The 17,094-nt window shown below is 52.8% G+C and carries 16 protein-coding genes; 9 read left to right on the top strand and 7 right to left on the bottom strand.

Annotation, left to right across the window (positions count from 1 at the left end):
- Positions 1 to 29: 29 nt before the first annotated feature.
- Positions 30 to 365, bottom strand: a complete 336-nt coding sequence (uspB, locus tag On2M_RS01180; protein WP_151216907.1) for a universal stress protein UspB — start codon at positions 363 to 365, stop codon at positions 30 to 32.
- 392 nt (positions 366 to 757) lie between these two features.
- Here uspB and uspA point away from each other — a divergent pair, with 392 nt between their 5' ends.
- Positions 758 to 1,195: a universal stress protein UspA gene (gene uspA, locus On2M_RS01175; protein WP_003023368.1), complete on the top strand. Its 438-nt coding sequence runs from the start codon at positions 758 to 760 to the stop codon at positions 1,193 to 1,195.
- Positions 1,196 to 1,476: 281 nt separating this feature from the next.
- Positions 1,477 to 2,949: a dipeptide/tripeptide permease DtpB gene (gene dtpB / locus On2M_RS01170; protein ID WP_048215357.1), complete on the top strand. Its 1,473-nt coding sequence runs from the start codon at positions 1,477 to 1,479 to the stop codon at positions 2,947 to 2,949.
- A gap of 86 nt (positions 2,950 to 3,035) precedes the next feature.
- On the opposite strand, the gene On2M_RS01165 is transcribed toward dtpB, so the two are convergent.
- Positions 3,036 to 3,539, bottom strand: a complete 504-nt coding sequence (locus On2M_RS01165; RefSeq protein ID WP_210904177.1) for an Rrf2 family transcriptional regulator — start codon at positions 3,537 to 3,539, stop codon at positions 3,036 to 3,038.
- A gap of 230 nt (positions 3,540 to 3,769) precedes the next feature.
- On the opposite strand from On2M_RS01165, the gene On2M_RS01160 reads away from it, so the two are divergent.
- Positions 3,770 to 4,969, top strand: a complete 1,200-nt coding sequence (locus tag On2M_RS01160) for an NAD(P)/FAD-dependent oxidoreductase (protein ID WP_210904176.1) — start codon at positions 3,770 to 3,772, stop codon at positions 4,967 to 4,969.
- 43 nt (positions 4,970 to 5,012) lie between these two features.
- On the opposite strand, the gene rsmJ is transcribed toward On2M_RS01160, so the two are convergent.
- Entirely contained in the window at positions 5,013 to 5,762 is a 750-nt protein-coding gene (gene rsmJ / locus On2M_RS01155; RefSeq protein WP_210904175.1) for a 16S rRNA (guanine(1516)-N(2))-methyltransferase RsmJ, read from the bottom strand.
- Between the two features lie 8 nt (positions 5,763 to 5,770).
- The gene (gene prlC, locus On2M_RS01150) at positions 5,771 to 7,813 is read right to left on the bottom strand and encodes an oligopeptidase A (protein ID WP_151223965.1); all 2,043 of its coding nucleotides are present in this window, start codon (positions 7,811 to 7,813) and stop codon (positions 5,771 to 5,773) included.
- 214 nt (positions 7,814 to 8,027) lie between these two features.
- Between prlC and On2M_RS01145 the strand changes: the two genes are divergently transcribed.
- Positions 8,028 to 8,870: a 23S rRNA (adenine(2030)-N(6))-methyltransferase RlmJ gene (locus On2M_RS01145; protein WP_187259780.1), complete on the top strand. Its 843-nt coding sequence runs from the start codon at positions 8,028 to 8,030 to the stop codon at positions 8,868 to 8,870.
- Between the two features lie 104 nt (positions 8,871 to 8,974).
- The gene (gene gorA, locus On2M_RS01140; protein ID WP_187259781.1) at positions 8,975 to 10,327 is read left to right on the top strand and encodes a glutathione-disulfide reductase; all 1,353 of its coding nucleotides are present in this window, start codon (positions 8,975 to 8,977) and stop codon (positions 10,325 to 10,327) included.
- A gap of 66 nt (positions 10,328 to 10,393) precedes the next feature.
- Here the strand turns inward: gorA and dinQ are convergent, their stop codons facing one another.
- A complete protein-coding gene (gene dinQ, locus On2M_RS01135) occupies positions 10,394 to 10,477 on the bottom strand; it encodes a damage-inducible type I toxin DinQ (RefSeq protein ID WP_003837776.1) in 84 nt (27 codons plus the stop codon).
- A gap of 27 nt (positions 10,478 to 10,504) precedes the next feature.
- On the opposite strand from dinQ, the gene On2M_RS24355 reads away from it, so the two are divergent.
- On the top strand, positions 10,505 to 10,636 hold the full coding sequence (locus On2M_RS24355) for a hypothetical protein (RefSeq protein WP_005122496.1): 132 nt from the start codon (positions 10,505 to 10,507) through the stop codon (positions 10,634 to 10,636).
- Between the two features lie 223 nt (positions 10,637 to 10,859).
- Here On2M_RS24355 and On2M_RS01130 read toward each other — a convergent pair whose 3' ends face one another.
- On the bottom strand, positions 10,860 to 12,254 hold the full coding sequence (locus On2M_RS01130; protein ID WP_151216911.1) for a cytochrome-c peroxidase: 1,395 nt from the start codon (positions 12,252 to 12,254) through the stop codon (positions 10,860 to 10,862).
- Between the two features lie 427 nt (positions 12,255 to 12,681).
- Here On2M_RS01130 and On2M_RS01125 point away from each other — a divergent pair, with 427 nt between their 5' ends.
- Positions 12,682 to 14,331 (top strand): alpha,alpha-trehalase, encoded by a 1,650-nt coding sequence (locus tag On2M_RS01125; RefSeq protein ID WP_151216912.1) that lies wholly within the window; start codon positions 12,682 to 12,684, stop codon positions 14,329 to 14,331.
- A gap of 27 nt (positions 14,332 to 14,358) precedes the next feature.
- On the opposite strand, the gene On2M_RS01120 is transcribed toward On2M_RS01125, so the two are convergent.
- The gene (locus On2M_RS01120; protein ID WP_187253830.1) at positions 14,359 to 15,948 is read right to left on the bottom strand and encodes an STY4199 family HEPN domain-containing protein; all 1,590 of its coding nucleotides are present in this window, start codon (positions 15,946 to 15,948) and stop codon (positions 14,359 to 14,361) included.
- A 168-nt stretch (positions 15,949 to 16,116) separates the two neighbouring features.
- On the opposite strand from On2M_RS01120, the gene On2M_RS01115 reads away from it, so the two are divergent.
- Both On2M_RS01115 and On2M_RS01110 read left to right on the top strand, forming a co-directional pair.
- Complete coding sequence (locus On2M_RS01115; protein ID WP_151216914.1) at positions 16,117 to 16,656, top strand: GNAT family protein; 540 nt, start codon at positions 16,117 to 16,119, stop codon at positions 16,654 to 16,656.
- 86 nt (positions 16,657 to 16,742) lie between these two features.
- Positions 16,743 to 17,093: a lysozyme gene (locus On2M_RS01110; protein WP_151223970.1), complete on the top strand. Its 351-nt coding sequence runs from the start codon at positions 16,743 to 16,745 to the stop codon at positions 17,091 to 17,093.
- Position 17,094: the final 1 nt, after the last annotated feature.

The raw sequence follows: 17,094 nt of genomic DNA, 5'->3' as shown, positions 1-17,094 counted from the left end.
GCCCGCTTTTTTTGTATCTGTCGTTGGCATCAGTGCCAGATAATCAGCGCAATCATGCTGATTAGCACCAGGCCACATAGCGCGCTGGTGAGAATGAACTGACCGCGAACCCGCTCACAGCGGCGAATAAACTCATCATCATGATGATCGCGGTAACGCTGAGCGTAGATATACCACACCAGACGCATCTGCTTGTTTGGTTGCCCATGCGAGGTAAAAAAGCCCCCACCATCTACATACTGGTAAAGCAATGGATCGCAACCACGAAGTACCACTAACAGTGCGCGTAACGAAGAAAAATAGCGCGCCATATTAACAATGCAAACGACACATAAAGCCCAGAACAATGCAATGGTGCTAATCATACCTCCTCCCCGGCGACCCGCCCACGGAACTCCTTTCCGGGACTACCGCTCCCCGATACCCTGCCAAATCATTCAGTGAAGAGTTCTGTCGAACCGTTCGTATTAGTATCACGCATCCGAACGCCTCTCTAGATAGTGTAGGAGATTAGTTAATTTTTTTGCCAGAAGGTTAATCGCTATCAATGCAATTAACTAAAAAATTTGTTTAACTGCTTGGCAAGCAAGGTGGATTGACGGATTATCCTGGTCGCTATAATGTAAGGATAGTCCTTATATGGTACGTTTTTACGACTGGGCTAGCCCCGCGCGCAAGGTTCGCAGGACGCGGATGACGCGGCGGCAGGTAAATGCCAGCAGGCTAGTCATCGACAACTTATGGAAGGAGTAACACTATGGCTTATAAACACATTCTTATCGCGGTTGATCTTTCTCCGGAAAGCAAAGTTCTGGTTGAAAAAGCGGTCTCTATGGCGCGGCCTTACAATGCTAAAGTCTCCCTTATCCACGTTGACGTAAACTATTCCGACCTGTACACCGGGCTTATCGACGTGAATCTGGGCGACATGCAGAAACGCATTTCTGAAGAAACCCACCACGCGCTAACCGAGCTTTCCACAAATGCAGGCTACCCTATCACCGAAACCCTGAGCGGTAGCGGCGACCTGGGTCAGGTTCTGGTTGATGCCATCAAAAAATACGACATGGATCTGGTCGTTTGTGGCCACCACCAGGATTTCTGGAGCAAACTGATGTCCTCCGCACGCCAACTGATCAACACCGTCCACGTCGACATGTTGATTGTTCCGTTGCGTGACGACGAAGAAGCATAAAACGCTGGCCGTCGGGAGATAACCCGGCGCGCTGCAAGTCGTAAAGCCTGTAAACGCCCGCCTGTGCGGGCGTTTTTGTTTTTATCATCCAGACTCAATTAGTACATCAATCCAACAAATAAATCATAATTAGTGTGATCAACTAATTGGATCGAAAACTATCTCTATAATACTCTACGCTTGCGGTCAATAACCGCAGTCTATAACAAAATAAGACTTTTTCGGCGCGTTTAAGCATACGCGTTCATACTTTTCGGGATGGCTTTGAAAGGCGATGGAATATGAATAAAACTGCACCTACGGGCTTGCTGCAGCAACCTCGTCCGTTCTTCATGATCTTCTTTGTGGAATTATGGGAACGATTTGGCTATTACGGCGTTCAGGGCATCCTGGCGGTATTTTTTGTTAAGCAGCTCGGCTTTTCGCAGGAACAGGCGTTTGTCACCTTTGGTGCATTTGCCGCGCTGGTCTACGGTCTGATCTCGATCGGCGGCTACGTCGGCGACCACCTTTTAGGCACCAAGCGCACGCTGGTGCTTGGCGCCATTGTGCTGGCGATAGGCTACTTCATGACCGGGATGTCACTGCTTAAGCCCGATCTGATCTTTATTGCTTTGGGTACCATTGCCGTCGGTAACGGGCTTTTTAAAGCCAACCCGGCAAGCCTGCTGTCAAAATGCTATCCACCGAAAGACGCTCGTCTGGACGGGGCTTTCACTCTGTTTTATATGTCGATTAACATCGGCTCGCTGCTATCGCTGTCGCTGGCACCGGTGATTGCCGATAAGTTTGGCTACGCGGTGACCTACAACCTGTGTGGGGCCGGGCTTATTGTCGCGCTGTTGGTCTACTTTGCCTGCCGTGGAATGGTGAAGAATATCGGTTCAGAGCCGGACCATAAGCCGCTGAATTTCCGGAATCTGCTGTACGTGCTGGCTGGTACGGTAGTGATGGTATTTATCTGTGCCTGGCTGATGCATAACGTGCAGATTGCCAACCTGGTGCTGATCGTCCTGTCGATTGCCGTGACCATCATCTTCTTTCGTCAGGCATTCAAACTGGATAAAACCGGGCGCAACAAGATGTTCGTGGCCTTTATCCTGATGCTGGAAGCGGTGGTGTTCTACGTGCTGTACGCGCAGATGCCAACTTCGCTGAACTTCTTTGCTATCAATAACGTGCATCATGAAATTCTTGGTTTCGCCATCAACCCGGTAAGCTTCCAGGCATTGAACCCGTTCTGGGTGGTACTGGCGAGTCCGGTGCTGGCCGCAATCTATACCCGTCTGGGAAACAAAGGCAAAGACCTGACCATGCCGATGAAATTTACGCTCGGTATGTTCCTGTGCTCGTTGGGCTTCCTGACGGCCGCCGCTGCCGGGATGTGGTTTGCTGATGCGCAGGGGCTGACATCGCCGTGGTTTATCGTGCTGGTGTATCTGTTCCAGAGCCTGGGAGAACTACTGATTAGCGCCCTGGGACTGGCGATGGTCGCCGCTCTCGTGCCGCAGCATCTGATGGGCTTCATTCTCGGGATGTGGTTCCTGACGCAGGCCGCCGCCTTCCTGATGGGGGGTTATGTCGCGACGTTCACCGCTGTACCTGAGAACATCACCGACCCGCTGCAAACGTTGCCTATCTACACCAACGTCTTCAGTAAGATTGGTCTGGTGACCCTGGCCGTAACGGTGGTGATGGCGATTATGGTGCCATGGCTGAACCGCATGATTAATACGCCAAGCACCGAGCAATAACCTTCAGTGCCGGATGGAGGCTATTGCCCAATCCGGCCTACATTCAACATGCCCGATCGCCTTGCGCTATCGGGCATTTTCACTCACTACCCTTTACGCGCGTCTATCCACTCTTGCACTTCCACCACAAAGGTGTCCGGCGCTTTGCGGTACATTTTGCGCGCCAAGTCCAGTATCGTATGCTGACCGAGCGCTTCTTCCATCCGCTGCTGGGCCATGTCCATTACCGAACGTACACCACAAATGCCTTCACAGGCCCACTGGGGCGGATGTTCCTCAAATACCGCCATCCGCTGGCGAATTTCACGACATTCAAAGATGCGTTTATCGCCATCAATGGCATTCACCACATCCAGCACCGTGATGTGTTCAGCGGGTTTAGCCAACTGGAAACCACCGCCCTTACCCTCAATGCTGCGTACCAGGCCCGCTTTCGACAGACGGGTGAAAATTTTCGCCAGATAGTCATACGGTACGCTTTGCAGTTCGGCAATTTCCCGCACGCTCATATCCCGCGCATCGCCCTTACTGTCGACCATACACATCAGGCTATGAATACCGTACTCAACCCCGGAACTGTAGAATGCCATTCTCTTATCTCAGCCAAAATTAATCTGAGTTGATTGTAGCTTTTTCGTTTCACTCATTCCAGACAGCAAAGTACCCCTCTTCACAATTAAAATTTAAATACATATTTATCAAACAGATAATAAAAACCCCCACCCTTTAAGGCAAAAAGAATCTCGATCGCATTGCAATCCTTAACTACGATAAATAAAATCCGAGTAAATAATTCGTAGTCACCAGTGAGAAAAAACCAATGCATAAACAAATTCTGATCGTGGGCGCCGGCTTTGCCGGTATGTGGGCAGCATTAAGCGCCGCGCGACTGGCGGACAAACACCAGCAGCCCATTGATATTACAGTGATTGCGCCACAGCCAGAGCTGCGTGTCCGCCCGCGCTTTTATGAAAGCGCCGTGCAAACCCTGGTCGCACCGCTGCAACCCTTGTTTGACGTCACTGGCGTCAACTTCCTGCAAGGTCACGTCGAGCAGATCCTCCCGGACTCTAAAGAAGTCAGTTGGCAAGATGCCAACGGTGAAATTCATTTACGCCGCTACGACCGCCTGGTACTCGCCAGCGGCAGTCACGTAAACCGCGACGCCGTTGCCGGTGCTGCCGAGTACGCGTTTGACCTCGACCAGCTCGAAAGCGCCGCCGTACTGGAGCAACACATTAAGGATCTGGCGCAGCAGCCAGAGAGCGAGGCTCGCAATACGGTCGTGGTCTGCGGTGGCGGCTTTACCGGGATTGAGATGGCGCTGGAATTACCGGGCCGTCTGCGCGAGATTTTGGGTACTGATGCTAAGACCAGAATTGTCGTAGTTGAGCGCGGTGCTCAGCCTGGCGGACGCTGGAGCCAGGAATTACGCGACGTGATTATCGAAGCCTCCGCTGAACTGGGCGTTGAATGGCTGGTTAATGCGGAAGTAGAGTGCGTGGATGCCTGCGGCGTCACGCTGAAAGATGGGCAGGTAATTGCCTCTCAAACGGTTATCTGGACCGTCGGTGTTCAGGCTAGCGGCCTGACCGGGCAGATTAACGCCCCGCGCGATCGTCAGGGTCGACTGCATGTAAACGGCAATCTGCAGGTGGTGGGCCATGAGGATATCTACGCCACCGGTGACGTCGCCTATGCGGCCACCGATGACAAAGGCAATCATGCGCTGATGACCTGCCAGCACGCCATTTTGCTGGGTAAATTCGCCGGTAACAATGCCGCCGCCAGCTTGCTGAACGTGGCACCACTGCCGTATCGCCAGGAAATGTACGTCACCTGTCTGGATCTCGGCGCGTGGGGCGCGGTGTATACCGAAGGATGGGACCAACAGGTGAAACTGACGCGAGCAGAAGCGAAAAAGCTGAAGGTGTCGATTGTCAGCGAGCTGATTTACCCGCCGAAGGCAGAGCGTGCGGCAGCGTTTGAAGTTGCCGATCCGTACGCGCCGTTTGTTTAAGCCGTAATGCCGGATACGGCTACCGCCTTATCCGGCCTGGAAACTACGCCGTCCCCGCATAAATATCAAACCGATGCCCTTTCGTAACTACCGCGTTCGGCGTGGCGACATCCGCCAGCGGTGGCGCGTAGTCCGGGCGCTTCACTACCACGCGTTTAGTGGCCAATTGACGTGCCGGCTTCAGCAGCCCATCGGCGTCGAGGTCCGGCCCCACCAGCGACTGAAACACGCGCATCTCTTTCTTAACCAGCGCACTTTTCTGCTTATGTGGGAACATCGGATCGAGATAGACCACCTGCGGGCGTGGCGTGATATCGGTTAATGCCGTCAGGCTTGAGGCGTGGATTAGCTGTAAACGTTCCTGCAGCCACGGGCCGATTTCCGGGTCCGCATAGCCCCGCGCCAGGCCATCATCAAGCAGCGCAGCGACCACCGGATTTCGTTCCAGCATCCGCACACGACAGCCCACCGAGGCCAGCACGAACGCATCGCGTCCCAGCCCGGCAGTGGCATCAACCACATCCGGCAGGTAATCGCCTTTAATACCGACCGCTTTCGCCACCGCTTCGCCGCGACCGCCACCAAACTTGCGCCGGTGAGCCATTGCGCCGCCAACAAAATCGACGAAGATACCGCCGAGCTTGGGTTCATCGCGTTTGCGCAGTTCCAGATGTGCTGTCGTCATCACCAGCGCCATCAGGTTATCTTCATCGTGTTCCAGTCCCCAACGGGCAGCAAGAACAGATAAGGCGCCGTCTCCGGCGCCTGTTTCATCGACTAAGCAGATTTTCACGTGAATAATCAGCCTTTAATCCCGTAATGCTCCAGCATCGCATCCAGCTGCGGCTCACGGCCACGGAAGCGTTTGAACAGCGCCATAGGCTCTTCAGAACCGCCACGGGTGAGGATGTTATCGAGGAACGACTGTCCGGTTTCACGGTTGAAAATCCCCTCATCTTCGAAGCGAGAGAAGGCATCCGCCGCCAGTACGTCGGCCCAAAGATAGCTGTAGTAACCCGCCGCGTAGCCCCCTGCAAAAATGTGGCTGAAGGCATGCGGGAAGCGGCCCCAGGTTGGGCCCGGCACCACGGCGACCTGTTTCTTGATTTCGGCCAGCGTGTCGAGGATTTTCGCCCCTTGTTGCGGATCAAACTCCGCATGCAGACGGAAATCAAACAGGCCGAACTCCAGCTGACGCAGAATAAACAACGCTGCCTGGTAGTTTTTCGCCGCCAGCATTTTATCCAGCAGTTCCTTCGGCAGTGGTTCGCCGGTTTCATAATGACCGGAGATAAACTCCAGCGCGTCCGGCTCCCAGCACCAGTTTTCCATAAACTGGCTTGGCAGCTCGACCGCATCCCACGGCACACCGTTGATCCCGGAAACACCGGCGGTTTCGATACGGGTCAGCATGTGGTGCAGACCATGACCGAACTCGTGGAACAGGGTGATCACTTCATCGTGGGTAAACAGTGCGGGTTTGCCGTTCACCGGACGGTTAAAGTTACAGGTCAGGTAGGCGACCGGTTTTTGCAACGTGCCGTCACTTTTACGCATCTGGCCGACGCAGTCGTCCATCCACGCCCCGCCGCGTTTATGTTCACGGGCAAACAGGTCGAGGTAGAAGCTGCCGCGCAGCTCGTTGTTTTCGTCATACAGCTCGAAGAAACGAACTTCCGGATGCCAGACATCAACATCGGTGCGCTCCTTAGCGGTAATGCCGTAAATACGTTTAACCACTTCAAACAGGCCGTTAACGGCTTTGTTTTCCGGGAAATATGGGCGCAGTTGTTCATCGCTGATGCTGTACAGATGCTGTTTTTGTTTCTCGCTGTAGTAAGCGATATCCCACGGCTGCAGCTCTTCAACGCCAAATTCCGCTTTGGCGAAGGCGCGCAACTGGGCCAGCTCTTTCTCACCCTGTGGACGGGCGCGTTTCGCCAGATCGGTCAGGAAGTCGAGGACCTGCTGCGGGTTTTCCGCCATTTTGGTGGCCAGCGATTTAAAGGCGTAGCTTTCAAAGCCCAACAGTTGTGCCAGTTCGTGGCGCAGCGCGAGGATCTCTTCCATTATCGGGCTGTTGTCCCATTTGCCCGCATTCGGCCCCTGGTCAGACGCGCGGGTGGAGTAAGCGCGATACATCTCTTCACGCAGCCCCTGGTTGTCACAGTAGGTCATCACCGGCAGGTAGCTTGGGATATCCAGCGTTAACAGATAGCCTTCCTGCTCTTTGGCTTCCGCCTGAGCCTTCGCCGCAGCCAGCGCGCTTTCCGGCATACCTGCCAGCTCGGCTTCGTCGGTGACTAACTTCGTCCAGCCCATCGTGGCATCAAGGACGTTATTGCTGTACAAGTTGCCGAGCTCGGACAGACGGGTGGCGATTTCACCATAACGCTGCTGTTTTTCCTTCGGCAGACCAATACCAGAAAGCTCAAAATCGCGCAGCGCGTTATCGACCGCTTTTTTCTGTGCGGTACTCAGGGTGGCGTAATAATCGCCATCACGCAGGTCGCGATACGCTTTGTACAGGCCTTCATGTTGTCCAACCCAGGTGCTGTATTCAGACAGCAGCGGCAGCGTTTGTTCATAGGCTTCGCGCAGTTCCGGGCTGTTTTTCACCGAGTTCAGATGGCTGACCGGAGAGAAAATACGCCCCAGCACGTCATCAACTTCCGCCAGCGGCTGACAGAGATTTTCCCAGGTGTACGGCGCGCCCTGCGCAACCACGCGTTCAACGTTTTCGCGGCAATCGTTCAGCGCCTTAGTGACGGCAGGCACGACGTGCTCAGGCTGAATTTTAGAAAACGGCGGCAGTTCGAAGGGAGTCAGCAATGGATTGGTCATTAGCGCGGTCCTGTTGAAAAGAGTGAATGAAGCGCGTATCCGGCGCTGTGCATATTAATTTGTACAATGGGGTTAAGTGTAGAGGATTTCAATGCCAGGCGTTGCGCTTTCGCGGCAGTGACGACTTTTCTGTATACTGTGGCGATACGCTTTATTTTCGCCCGATATCGCGCTGTTTTCGGGCCTACGTTTATAACCTGGAACACGTTTACCCATGCTCAGTTATCGCCACAGTTATCACGCTGGCAACCACGCCGACGTCCTGAAACACACCGTCCAGAGCCTGATCATCGAGTCGCTCAAAGAGAAAGAAAAACCGTTTCTCTATCTGGATACCCATGCTGGCGCTGGCCGTTATCAGCTGAGCAGTGAGCATGCCGAACGTACCGGTGAATATCTGGAAGGGATCGCCCGTATCTGGCAGCAGGACGATTTGCCTGCCGAACTGGAACCCTACATTGGCGTGGTGCAGCACTTCAACCGTAGCGGTCAGTTGCGCTACTACCCTGGCTCTCCGTTGATTGCTCGCCAGTTGCTGCGCGAACAGGACAGCCTGCAGTTAACTGAACTGCACCCGAGCGACTTTCCTCTGCTGCGCGGCGAATTTCAGAAAGATGAGCGCGCACGCGTGGCCAAGGCCGATGGTTATCAGCAGCTAAAAGCGAAATTACCGCCGGTTTCCCGTCGCGGGTTGATCCTTATCGATCCCCCCTACGAGATCAAAAGCGACTACCAGGCGGTGGTGACCGGTATTAACGAAGGCTACAAGCGTTTCGCGACCGGCACCTATGCGCTGTGGTATCCGGTGGTTCTGCGTCAGCAAATCAAGCGCATGGTCCACGACCTGGAAGAGACCGGCATCCGCAAAATTCTGCAAATTGAACTGGCAGTGCGCCCGGACAGCGATCAGCGTGGTATGACTGCGTCAGGCATGATTGTCATTAACCCGCCGTGGAAGCTGGAGCAACAGATGAACAGCGTTCTGCCGTGGTTGCACAGCAAACTGGTTCCGGCAGGAACCGGTCATACCTCAGTAAGCTGGATCGTGCCTGAGTAATCGCAGCCATCGGTGGAACCTTTTAATATCAGGTATACAATCGCGAATATTTTGGCGGATGGCGTAACGCTTCTCCGCCCTACAATGAACATGAAGGAGCGGTCATGACCAAGCACTATGATTACATCGCTATTGGCGGCGGCAGCGGCGGTATTGCCTCCATTAACCGTGCAGCAATGTACGGCCAGAAATGCGCACTGATTGAAGCCAAAGAACTGGGCGGCACCTGCGTTAACGTGGGCTGCGTACCGAAAAAAGTGATGTGGCATGCCGCCCAGGTCCGCGAAGCGATCCACATGTACGGGCCGGATTACGGTTTCGACACCACCATCAATAAGTTCGATTGGGATAAACTGATCGCCACACGTACCGCTTACATTGATCGCATTCATACCTCATACGACAACGTGCTGGGTAAAAATAACGTCGATGTGATTAAAGGCTTTGCCCGTTTTGTGGATGCCAAAACCATTGAAGTAAACGGTGAAACCATTACTGCCGATCATATTTTGATCGCCACCGGTGGTCGCCCGAGCCATCCGAGCATTCCGGGTGTGGAATACGGGATCGACTCCGATGGCTTCTTTGAGTTGCCCGCGCTGCCGAAACGCGTTGCGGTCGTCGGCGCAGGTTACATCGCCGTTGAGCTGGCGGGCGTGATTAACGGCCTGGGCGCCCAAACGCATCTGTTTGTGCGTAAACACGCGCCGCTGCGCAGCTTCGATCCGATGATCGTCGACACGCTGGTTGAGGTGATGAACGCCGAAGGCCCGACCCTGCATACGCACGCAATCCCGAAAGCGGTTGTTAAAAACGCTGACGGCAGCCTGACTCTGCAACTGGAAGATGGTCGTAGCGAAACAGTAGATTGCCTGATTTGGGCGATCGGTCGTGAACCTGCCACCGACAACTTCAACCTGGCGGTTACTGGCGTGAAAACCAACGAAAAAGGCTACATCGTCGTGGATAAATACCAGAACACCAGTGTTCCGGGAATTTATGCCGTCGGCGATAACACCGGTGCCGTTGAGCTGACGCCAGTTGCCGTCGCTGCAGGCCGTCGCCTGTCCGAGCGTTTGTTTAACAACAAGCCGGATGAGCATCTGGATTACAGCAATATCCCTACCGTGGTTTTCAGCCACCCGCCGATTGGTACCGTAGGCCTGACCGAGCAGCAGGCTCGCGAACAGCACGGCGATGACCAGGTGAAAGTGTATAAATCCTCGTTTACCGCGATGTATACCGCTGTTACCACCCACCGCCAGCCGTGCCGCATGAAGCTGGTTTGCGTCGGACCGGAAGAGAAGATTGTCGGTATTCACGGTATTGGTTTCGGGATGGATGAAATGCTGCAAGGCTTCGCGGTCGCACTGAAAATGGGTGCCACCAAGAAAGACTTTGATAACACCGTTGCCATTCACCCAACGGCGGCAGAAGAGTTCGTTACTATGCGTTAATCGCACTTCATGAGTGTTAAAGGGCAAAGAGGGGTTAGCTCTTTGCCCTTAGTTACGTTTCCGCTATCAGTTCAAAAGTTGCAGCAGATAGCGGATCAGCTCCAGCAACGCGATTAACGCTCCCAGAACGATGATTGCTTTATCAATCACCCGTTTTCTCCATCAGATGGAGTGAGAATGCACCCGCTTACTCATCCATTGCCTGTCACGGGGCATGCTCCATTGTTAGATGATAACTATCTCACCCCGGCCAGAGCATCGGCCAACGGCACCACCCGTTTCGCCGATCAGGACTTAGAAAGCGTTTAGCGCGCGTCCGGAAGGGATAAGTTACAGAGCTAACTGGATAAGTATACAGTTCTTTTAATCGTAACTGCCAGCGCATTCTTGCAATAGTACCGTTAAGGTAATAGGATTGAAGCGTTAGATGATAACTATCTCACTTCGGCCAGAGCCACCAACTCGGGCTGAAGCGTAAAAAAACCGACGTGAAGTCGGTTTTTTTACGTCCGAATCAGGACCAGGGCAAAGTCTATTTACCCTGCATATACGGCGTATACACCCCATTAAGGCTTTCGAGGAACGCCACGATATCGTCGATATCTTCCTGCGGCAGTTCTTTACCTACCTGATAACGCAGCATCAGTTTTACCGCACCATCAAGCGTCGGCACATCACCGCGATGGAAATAAGGTGCTGTCAGCGCAACGTTGCGCAAACCAGGAACTTTCTGACGCAGTTTGTCACGTAATTCATTAGTGACGTTCATGCGGCCAATATCTGCGGCAGTGACCTCGCCGAAATTAAAGTCCTTTTTCAAACCCAATGGCTCAAATGAGCGTCCGCCCAGAATAATACCGCCATGACAGGTCGCACACTTATTATCTTTAAACAGCTGATAGCCATGTTTTTGCTGGGCAGTTAACGCCGCTTCATCACCACGTAGCCATTTATCAAACGGTGAATTTGGCGTAATCAGCGTTTTCTCAAACTCAGCAATCGCATCGGTAATATTATCCCCGCTGAATCCCTGCGGATAAACCGCGATAAACTCTTGTTTGAGTTGCGGATCCTTATCCAGTTTCTGGATAATTTCATCCCAGGATTTAGACGCCATTTCGATCGGGTTCAACGGTGGACCGCCAGCCTGCGCCTGCAATGTTGGCGCACGGCCATCCCAGAATTGTTCCACGTTAAAGACCGAGTTAAATACCGTCGGCGCATTGATAGGGCCAACCGCGCCGCCTACGCCGATTGACGTTTTGCGGCCATCCACGCCGCCCGCATTCAGGGCGTGGCAGTGCGCGCAAGAAATCGTGCTGTCACCGGAAATACGCGGGTCGTGGTAAAGCGTAAAGCCCAGCGCCACTTTACGGGCATCAGTCGGGATGCTTTCCGGTATCGGCTGCACTGGCTCATTACGATGCTGTGCGGCGGTATCGTTACTGGCGTAATACTGCTCGCGCTGTTTCGCAATCCAGCCCAGGATCTCTGCTCGCTCCGTATCGCTTACCTTGCCAGCCCAATGCAATGCGGTATAACGCGTCGGCGGCATGGTGTCGTACTGCATCACCCATTCAATTTTATTCAGGTCGCTTTGCGAAACGGGTTTATCTGCGACCAGCGCTGCACGAACAGCCTCAAGATTGAATGACTTATATCCCAGTTGAATATCGTAATTCATCAACTGTTTTGCAACGGGAAATGATGCATAGAAAGGTAATTCCGCGGAAGGGGTGTGGCAATAATCACATCCCTTTTCACGTAAAAATCCCAGTACTTTATTATTTTCTTCCAGCGTAGAGGCCTGAACATCAGCCTGTTTACTCCGTTGATTATCGTGATACCACACATAACCGGATAATCCAAAATAACAAATCACGACGCCAGCTATGGCTATCGCGGTAAGACGGGTAATGATTTTCATTATTTTACCCTCACCGTTGTGAGTTATTGTGACCCAGAGAAATTAGAAAAATGAGTGCATAGTCTTTATCAGACTTAACCATCATAGAAAGTAAGGGATTTATTATTTTGATAAGTATCAAGCAATTACATGGGGGATAACTATCGATAGAATAGCCTGTGCCTATTACGGAGATAAGCCGTTATGGTTTTCCGTTCACACCTCGTTGCAATCGAATGTTCTGAAAATGAAATATCTTCAGGTTGCGCGAAACTATGATTTTTTCATTATATTCATTGGGATAGTCTTATTATCTAAATATTACGCTGCACTAAAACGTGATCAACCGCACGCTTTACTCACCAGATACCGAAGCGAATGTCTACGCTTAACTGACGACCGGGCAATAGCCTTAATCTTTCAACGTCCATCGGAGGTCTTTCTCATTATGCTCAACCAGAAACTACCCCACGCCCCTTCAGAAGAATTGACGATCGACATCGATCTGCTTTATGAAATGGATCCGTGCGAGTTAAAGCTGGATGAAATGATTGAGGCAGAGCCTGAGCCGGAGATGATTGCAGGGTTACCCGCCTCAGATGCGTTAACCCCAGCCGATCGTTACCTCGAATTGTTCGAACACGTTCAGTCGTCGAAACTGTTTGCCGATAGCAAAACCTTCCCCGATTGTGCGCCCAAAATGGACCCGTTAGACATTCTGATCCGCTATCGCAAAGTTAAACGCCACCGCGACTTTGATCTGCGACGTTTCGTCGAGAATCATTTCTGGCTACCGGAAACGCCCTCCAGTGAATATGTGTCCGATCCGGCAAGCTCGCTGAAAGAGCATATCGATCAACTGTGGCCGGTGCTGACGCGCGAACCGCAGGATCACATTCCCTGGTCCTCGCTGCTGGCGTTACCACAGTCATATATTGTGCCCGGCGGACGTTTTAGCGAAACCTACTACTGGGATTCCTACTTTACCATGCTGGGTCTGGCAGAGAGCGGTCGCGAAGACCTGCTGAAATGTATGGCGGATAACTTTGCCTGGATGATTGAAAACTATGGCCACATCCCCAACGGTAACCGTACTTACTACCTGAGCCGTTCGCAGCCGCCGGTCTTTGCGCTGATGGTGGAACTGTTTGAAGAGGATGGCGTACGCGGCGCACGTCGTTACCTTGAACATCTGAAAATGGAATACGCATTCTGGATGGATGGCGCCGATTCCCTGGTGCTCAACCAGGCCTACCGTCACGTGATCAGAATGTCGGACGGCTCTCTGCTCAACCGCTATTGGGACGATCGTGATACGCCGCGTGATGAGTCATGGCTTGAAGATGTTGAGACCGCCAAGCATTCAGGCCGTCCGCCCAATGAAGTGTATCGGGATTTGCGCGCGGGCGCGGCCTCCGGCTGGGATTACTCCTCGCGGTGGCTACGCGATTCAGGCCGCCTTGCCAGCATACGCACCACTCAGTTCATCCCGATTGATCTGAACGCCTTCCTCTACAAGCTGGAAAGCACTATCGCCAATATTTCCGCGCTGAAAGGCGACAAAGAAACGGAAGCGCAGTTTCGCCAGAAAGCCAATGACCGCCGAGATGCGGTGAACCGCTATCTGTGGGACGATGAAAACGGCTGCTACCGCGATTACGACTGGCGACGCGAACAAATGGCCCTTTTCTCTGCCGCCAGTATTGTGCCACTGTATGTCGGTATGGCAACGCATGAACAAGCCGACCGACTCGCCAATGCGGTACGCAGCCGCCTGCTCACGCCGGGCGGGATCTTAGCAACCGAGCATGAAACCGGTGAGCAGTGGGATAAACCCAACGGCTGGGCCCCGCTGCAGTGGATGGCGATCCAGGGTTTCAAACTTTACGGCGACGACCATCTCGGGGACGAAATTGCCCGAAACTGGTTAAAAACGGTGAACCTCTTTTATCAGGAACATCACAAACTAATCGAAAAATACCATATAGCCGACGCCGCGCCGCGCGAAGGCGGCGGCGGGGAATATCCGTTGCAGGACGGCTTTGGCTGGACAAACGGCGTGGTACGCCGTCTCATCGGTCTGTATGGCGAACCCTAACAGTTGACAGTATGAGTTATCCGACCGTCAGTTAATTGCGTCGTAGAGCTCAGCATGAATTTTCTGCCATTTCTTGTTCTCGGAGCTTGGCTGTGCGCGAACGCGCAGCTCAGCCTGTTCAAGATCATATTGCTGACGTGCGATGACCGCCGGAACCGAACAAAAACTTTGTAGATAGCTTTTATGTAGCGATGTGAGTGACGTCCCATTCAACATCGCGTGGCTGAGTGAAGTCATAAACTGTCGACAGGGTTTACTTTCACTCATCTGCGAAGGATAACGCAGCAGCAGCCTCAATACCTCAGTATTGCCTGCCGCGAACGCCGGCTCTGTCCACGCCAGCCTCCAGTCCATCCCGCCCTGCAGGAACAGTGACGTCACGCGAGTATCGTTACGCTCGATAGCCGCCCGCATGTTAAAGGCATCCCAGGTTATGCCCATTCGGGTTACTGCCTCCCGCGCAGTGGGAGCATCACGCCGTGGCTCCTCCTGTACGATTTCAACGGACTGGCCGGAAGACGCCTGCGGCGATGGCGAAGTAAATAACCAAAATGCTCCCAGCGAAATCACCAGCACCATCACGCCGACCGCAACCCACAACATGCCGGAAATCAGCTGTTCACGTTCTTCTGCCGTGCGTTTGGCTCGCTTCTCCGGCGGATCGATACTGTCTGCGATTTCCTGCTTATCGCCCCCCGCCTGCTCGTCTTTTTGCTTTGCGGCTTGCCAAAACTGGCGAACCATCGCCTCATCGGACTCCAGATACGACGCGGGATTAATACGCGTACGCCGTTCTTCAAATGCGCGCTGCACAGGGTGAGTAATCTGCCGATACTGGTATTCCAGCAACAGCAATTGTACTGAGGTTAGCGGTTGTTGCGCGATAACGCAGTTACGCGACAGGCGGCAGTCATCCAGAAACATCCGCAGCGTGATGCGTGGTTCAACAAACGACATGAGCACCGAAGTATCGTTAAAGATATCGCTAAAATGCCGAACGAATAACTTCTTATCAACGACCATTAGCGCCAGTTCACTAAACATCATGCCGTCCAACGCATCATGCCCTTCCCCCAACTTTAGCCAGCGACGCAAGCGTTCACCGCCAAAGTGCTGTTTCAGGAAGCTATTGAGCGGATGTTGATCCGGCCATACCTTTGCAATCAGTGACTTGAGGGTTAATTCTAATGCACGAAGCTGACGCTGCGCGCGCATCTGCGCATCCGGCTCTACAGGTGCAATTTCGGTTTGATACTTCAGGATGGGCTGTTGCTGGCGTAATTGCTCCAGAGAAGCGACAAAGCGCAGCGCAGAAATCAGCTGGTTTTCGCTGACGTCCTGGCCATTTTCATATTGTGGCACGCTCTGCTGAAGATGGCGTAGCCGTAGAGTGAACTGGCTCAATTGCGCATCATTCATTTGTAACCGTCTGGCGACAACGCCCCAACCGCCCAGATTCAGTCGCGCCTGGTCAAGTTGTTCGAGAAACCAGCGTGGATCTTTACCTTCTGATATGCGTACGCCTAGCATCAGCAAAATTTCTACCGAGGCCTGGCGGATTATCCCTAAACAATGTTCGAATGGTGTGCATGTCGCCTGTAACGCGCTATTGGTCATTATCTTCCCTAAAAGGACCCAAAAAAAAGCGGCCTCATCATGGTTTGTCGTTATCTTTTTTAAATGCAGCGCTGTGCCGGTGTAGACTAAAACATATTCATATAGCAAATAAATATGTTTTACAGTGACTTCCGCACAATCATTGAAAACTATTCTGGAGGGAAGCCTGTGCCTGTACTGAAAACCTCGCGTCTGATCTGCCGTCCGCTGACAAATGACGACTGGGCGTTCTTCTTAACGTTACAGCAGAATTCAGATGTGATGCGTTTTGTCGCTGACGCGCGTACTGAAGATGAGATACGGGCAGCCTTTGACTCCCGCCTGCCTGAATGGTCTCCCGGCAGCCCGCACTGGCTATGTCTGGTCCTGTGCGATAAGGCATCGGGAGCACCGCTTGGGGTGACTGGATATATTCATGAAAACAATGAATGTGCCGAGGTCGGTTTTCTGCTCGCCCCTGAAGCACAGGGGAAAGGTTATGGTGCTGAATCCCTGCATGCCGTTTGCGATTTTGCATTTACCACCGGAGGGCTACGCCGGCTTACGGCTTGCGTCACCGCAGGAAACGACGCTTCGCGACGTCTACTGGAAAAGGTCGGGTTCATTCACGAAGGCACGCTGCGGGAAAGCTACTGGCTGCATCAAACCTGGAATGATGACTGGATTTTCGGCCTGTTAAAACACGACTATCAGTCACCCGCAGCATAAGACGTTTTGCTGAAAAAACGGGCTGTATGGCAACTGGCGTAACGGAGACGGTTTCTTAAAATAGGTCTCTTTGTACAGAGATGAATATGCCACTCAATTCAACGCATTTCACACCCGCCTGTGTTGCATTTATTAAACAATGGCAAGGTCTGTCACTTGAAAAGTATCAGGATAAAAATGGTGTCTGGGTGATTGGCTACGGGCATGAAATCACATTCGATGAAAGCTTTCCTGCGCCTGTTTCGGTAACGCAGGCAGAAACACTACTGCTCGCGGATCTGGAAATCTGCGAGGAATTCATACACCAGAAAATGCCGCAAATAAAAGAAAGATTTCAACAGGAGGCGTTAATTGCGTGGATTCTCAGCGTGGGGATAAGCCGGTTTTGTGCTGCAGAATTCTGCTCGGGGGCTTTTTCACAGCCAGAATCGTTCTGAC

This window comes from Citrobacter sp. On2M (assembly GCF_018035235.1).
Lineage (GTDB): Bacteria > Pseudomonadota > Gammaproteobacteria > Enterobacterales > Enterobacteriaceae > Citrobacter > Citrobacter meridianamericanus.
The sequence above is the reverse complement of the archived record's forward strand: the minus strand, read 5'-3'. Positions and strand labels throughout refer to the sequence as shown.

Bases quoted from the DNA above. Each gene is read 5' to 3' on its own strand.
- uspB (WP_151216907.1), bottom strand. From the start codon at position 365: ATGATTAGCACCATTGCATTGTTCTGGGCTTTATGTGTCGTTTGCATT.
- uspA (WP_003023368.1), top strand. From the start codon at position 758: ATGGCTTATAAACACATTCTTATCGCGGTTGATCTTTCTCCGGAAAGC.
- dtpB (WP_048215357.1), top strand. From the start codon at position 1,477: ATGAATAAAACTGCACCTACGGGCTTGCTGCAGCAACCTCGTCCGTTC.
- On2M_RS01165 (WP_210904177.1), bottom strand. From the start codon at position 3,539: ATGGCATTCTACAGTTCCGGGGTTGAGTACGGTATTCATAGCCTGATG.
- On2M_RS01160 (WP_210904176.1), top strand. From the start codon at position 3,770: ATGCATAAACAAATTCTGATCGTGGGCGCCGGCTTTGCCGGTATGTGG.
- prlC (WP_151223965.1), bottom strand. From the start codon at position 7,813: ATGACCAATCCATTGCTGACTCCCTTCGAACTGCCGCCGTTTTCTAAA.
- On2M_RS01145 (WP_187259780.1), top strand. From the start codon at position 8,028: ATGCTCAGTTATCGCCACAGTTATCACGCTGGCAACCACGCCGACGTC.
- gorA (WP_187259781.1), top strand. From the start codon at position 8,975: ATGACCAAGCACTATGATTACATCGCTATTGGCGGCGGCAGCGGCGGT.
- On2M_RS24355 (WP_005122496.1), top strand. From the start codon at position 10,505: ATGCACCCGCTTACTCATCCATTGCCTGTCACGGGGCATGCTCCATTG.
- On2M_RS01130 (WP_151216911.1), bottom strand. From the start codon at position 12,254: ATGAAAATCATTACCCGTCTTACCGCGATAGCCATAGCTGGCGTCGTG.
- On2M_RS01125 (WP_151216912.1), top strand. From the start codon at position 12,682: ATGCTCAACCAGAAACTACCCCACGCCCCTTCAGAAGAATTGACGATC.
- On2M_RS01120 (WP_187253830.1), bottom strand. From the start codon at position 15,948: ATGACCAATAGCGCGTTACAGGCGACATGCACACCATTCGAACATTGT.
- On2M_RS01110 (WP_151223970.1), top strand. From the start codon at position 16,743: ATGCCACTCAATTCAACGCATTTCACACCCGCCTGTGTTGCATTTATT.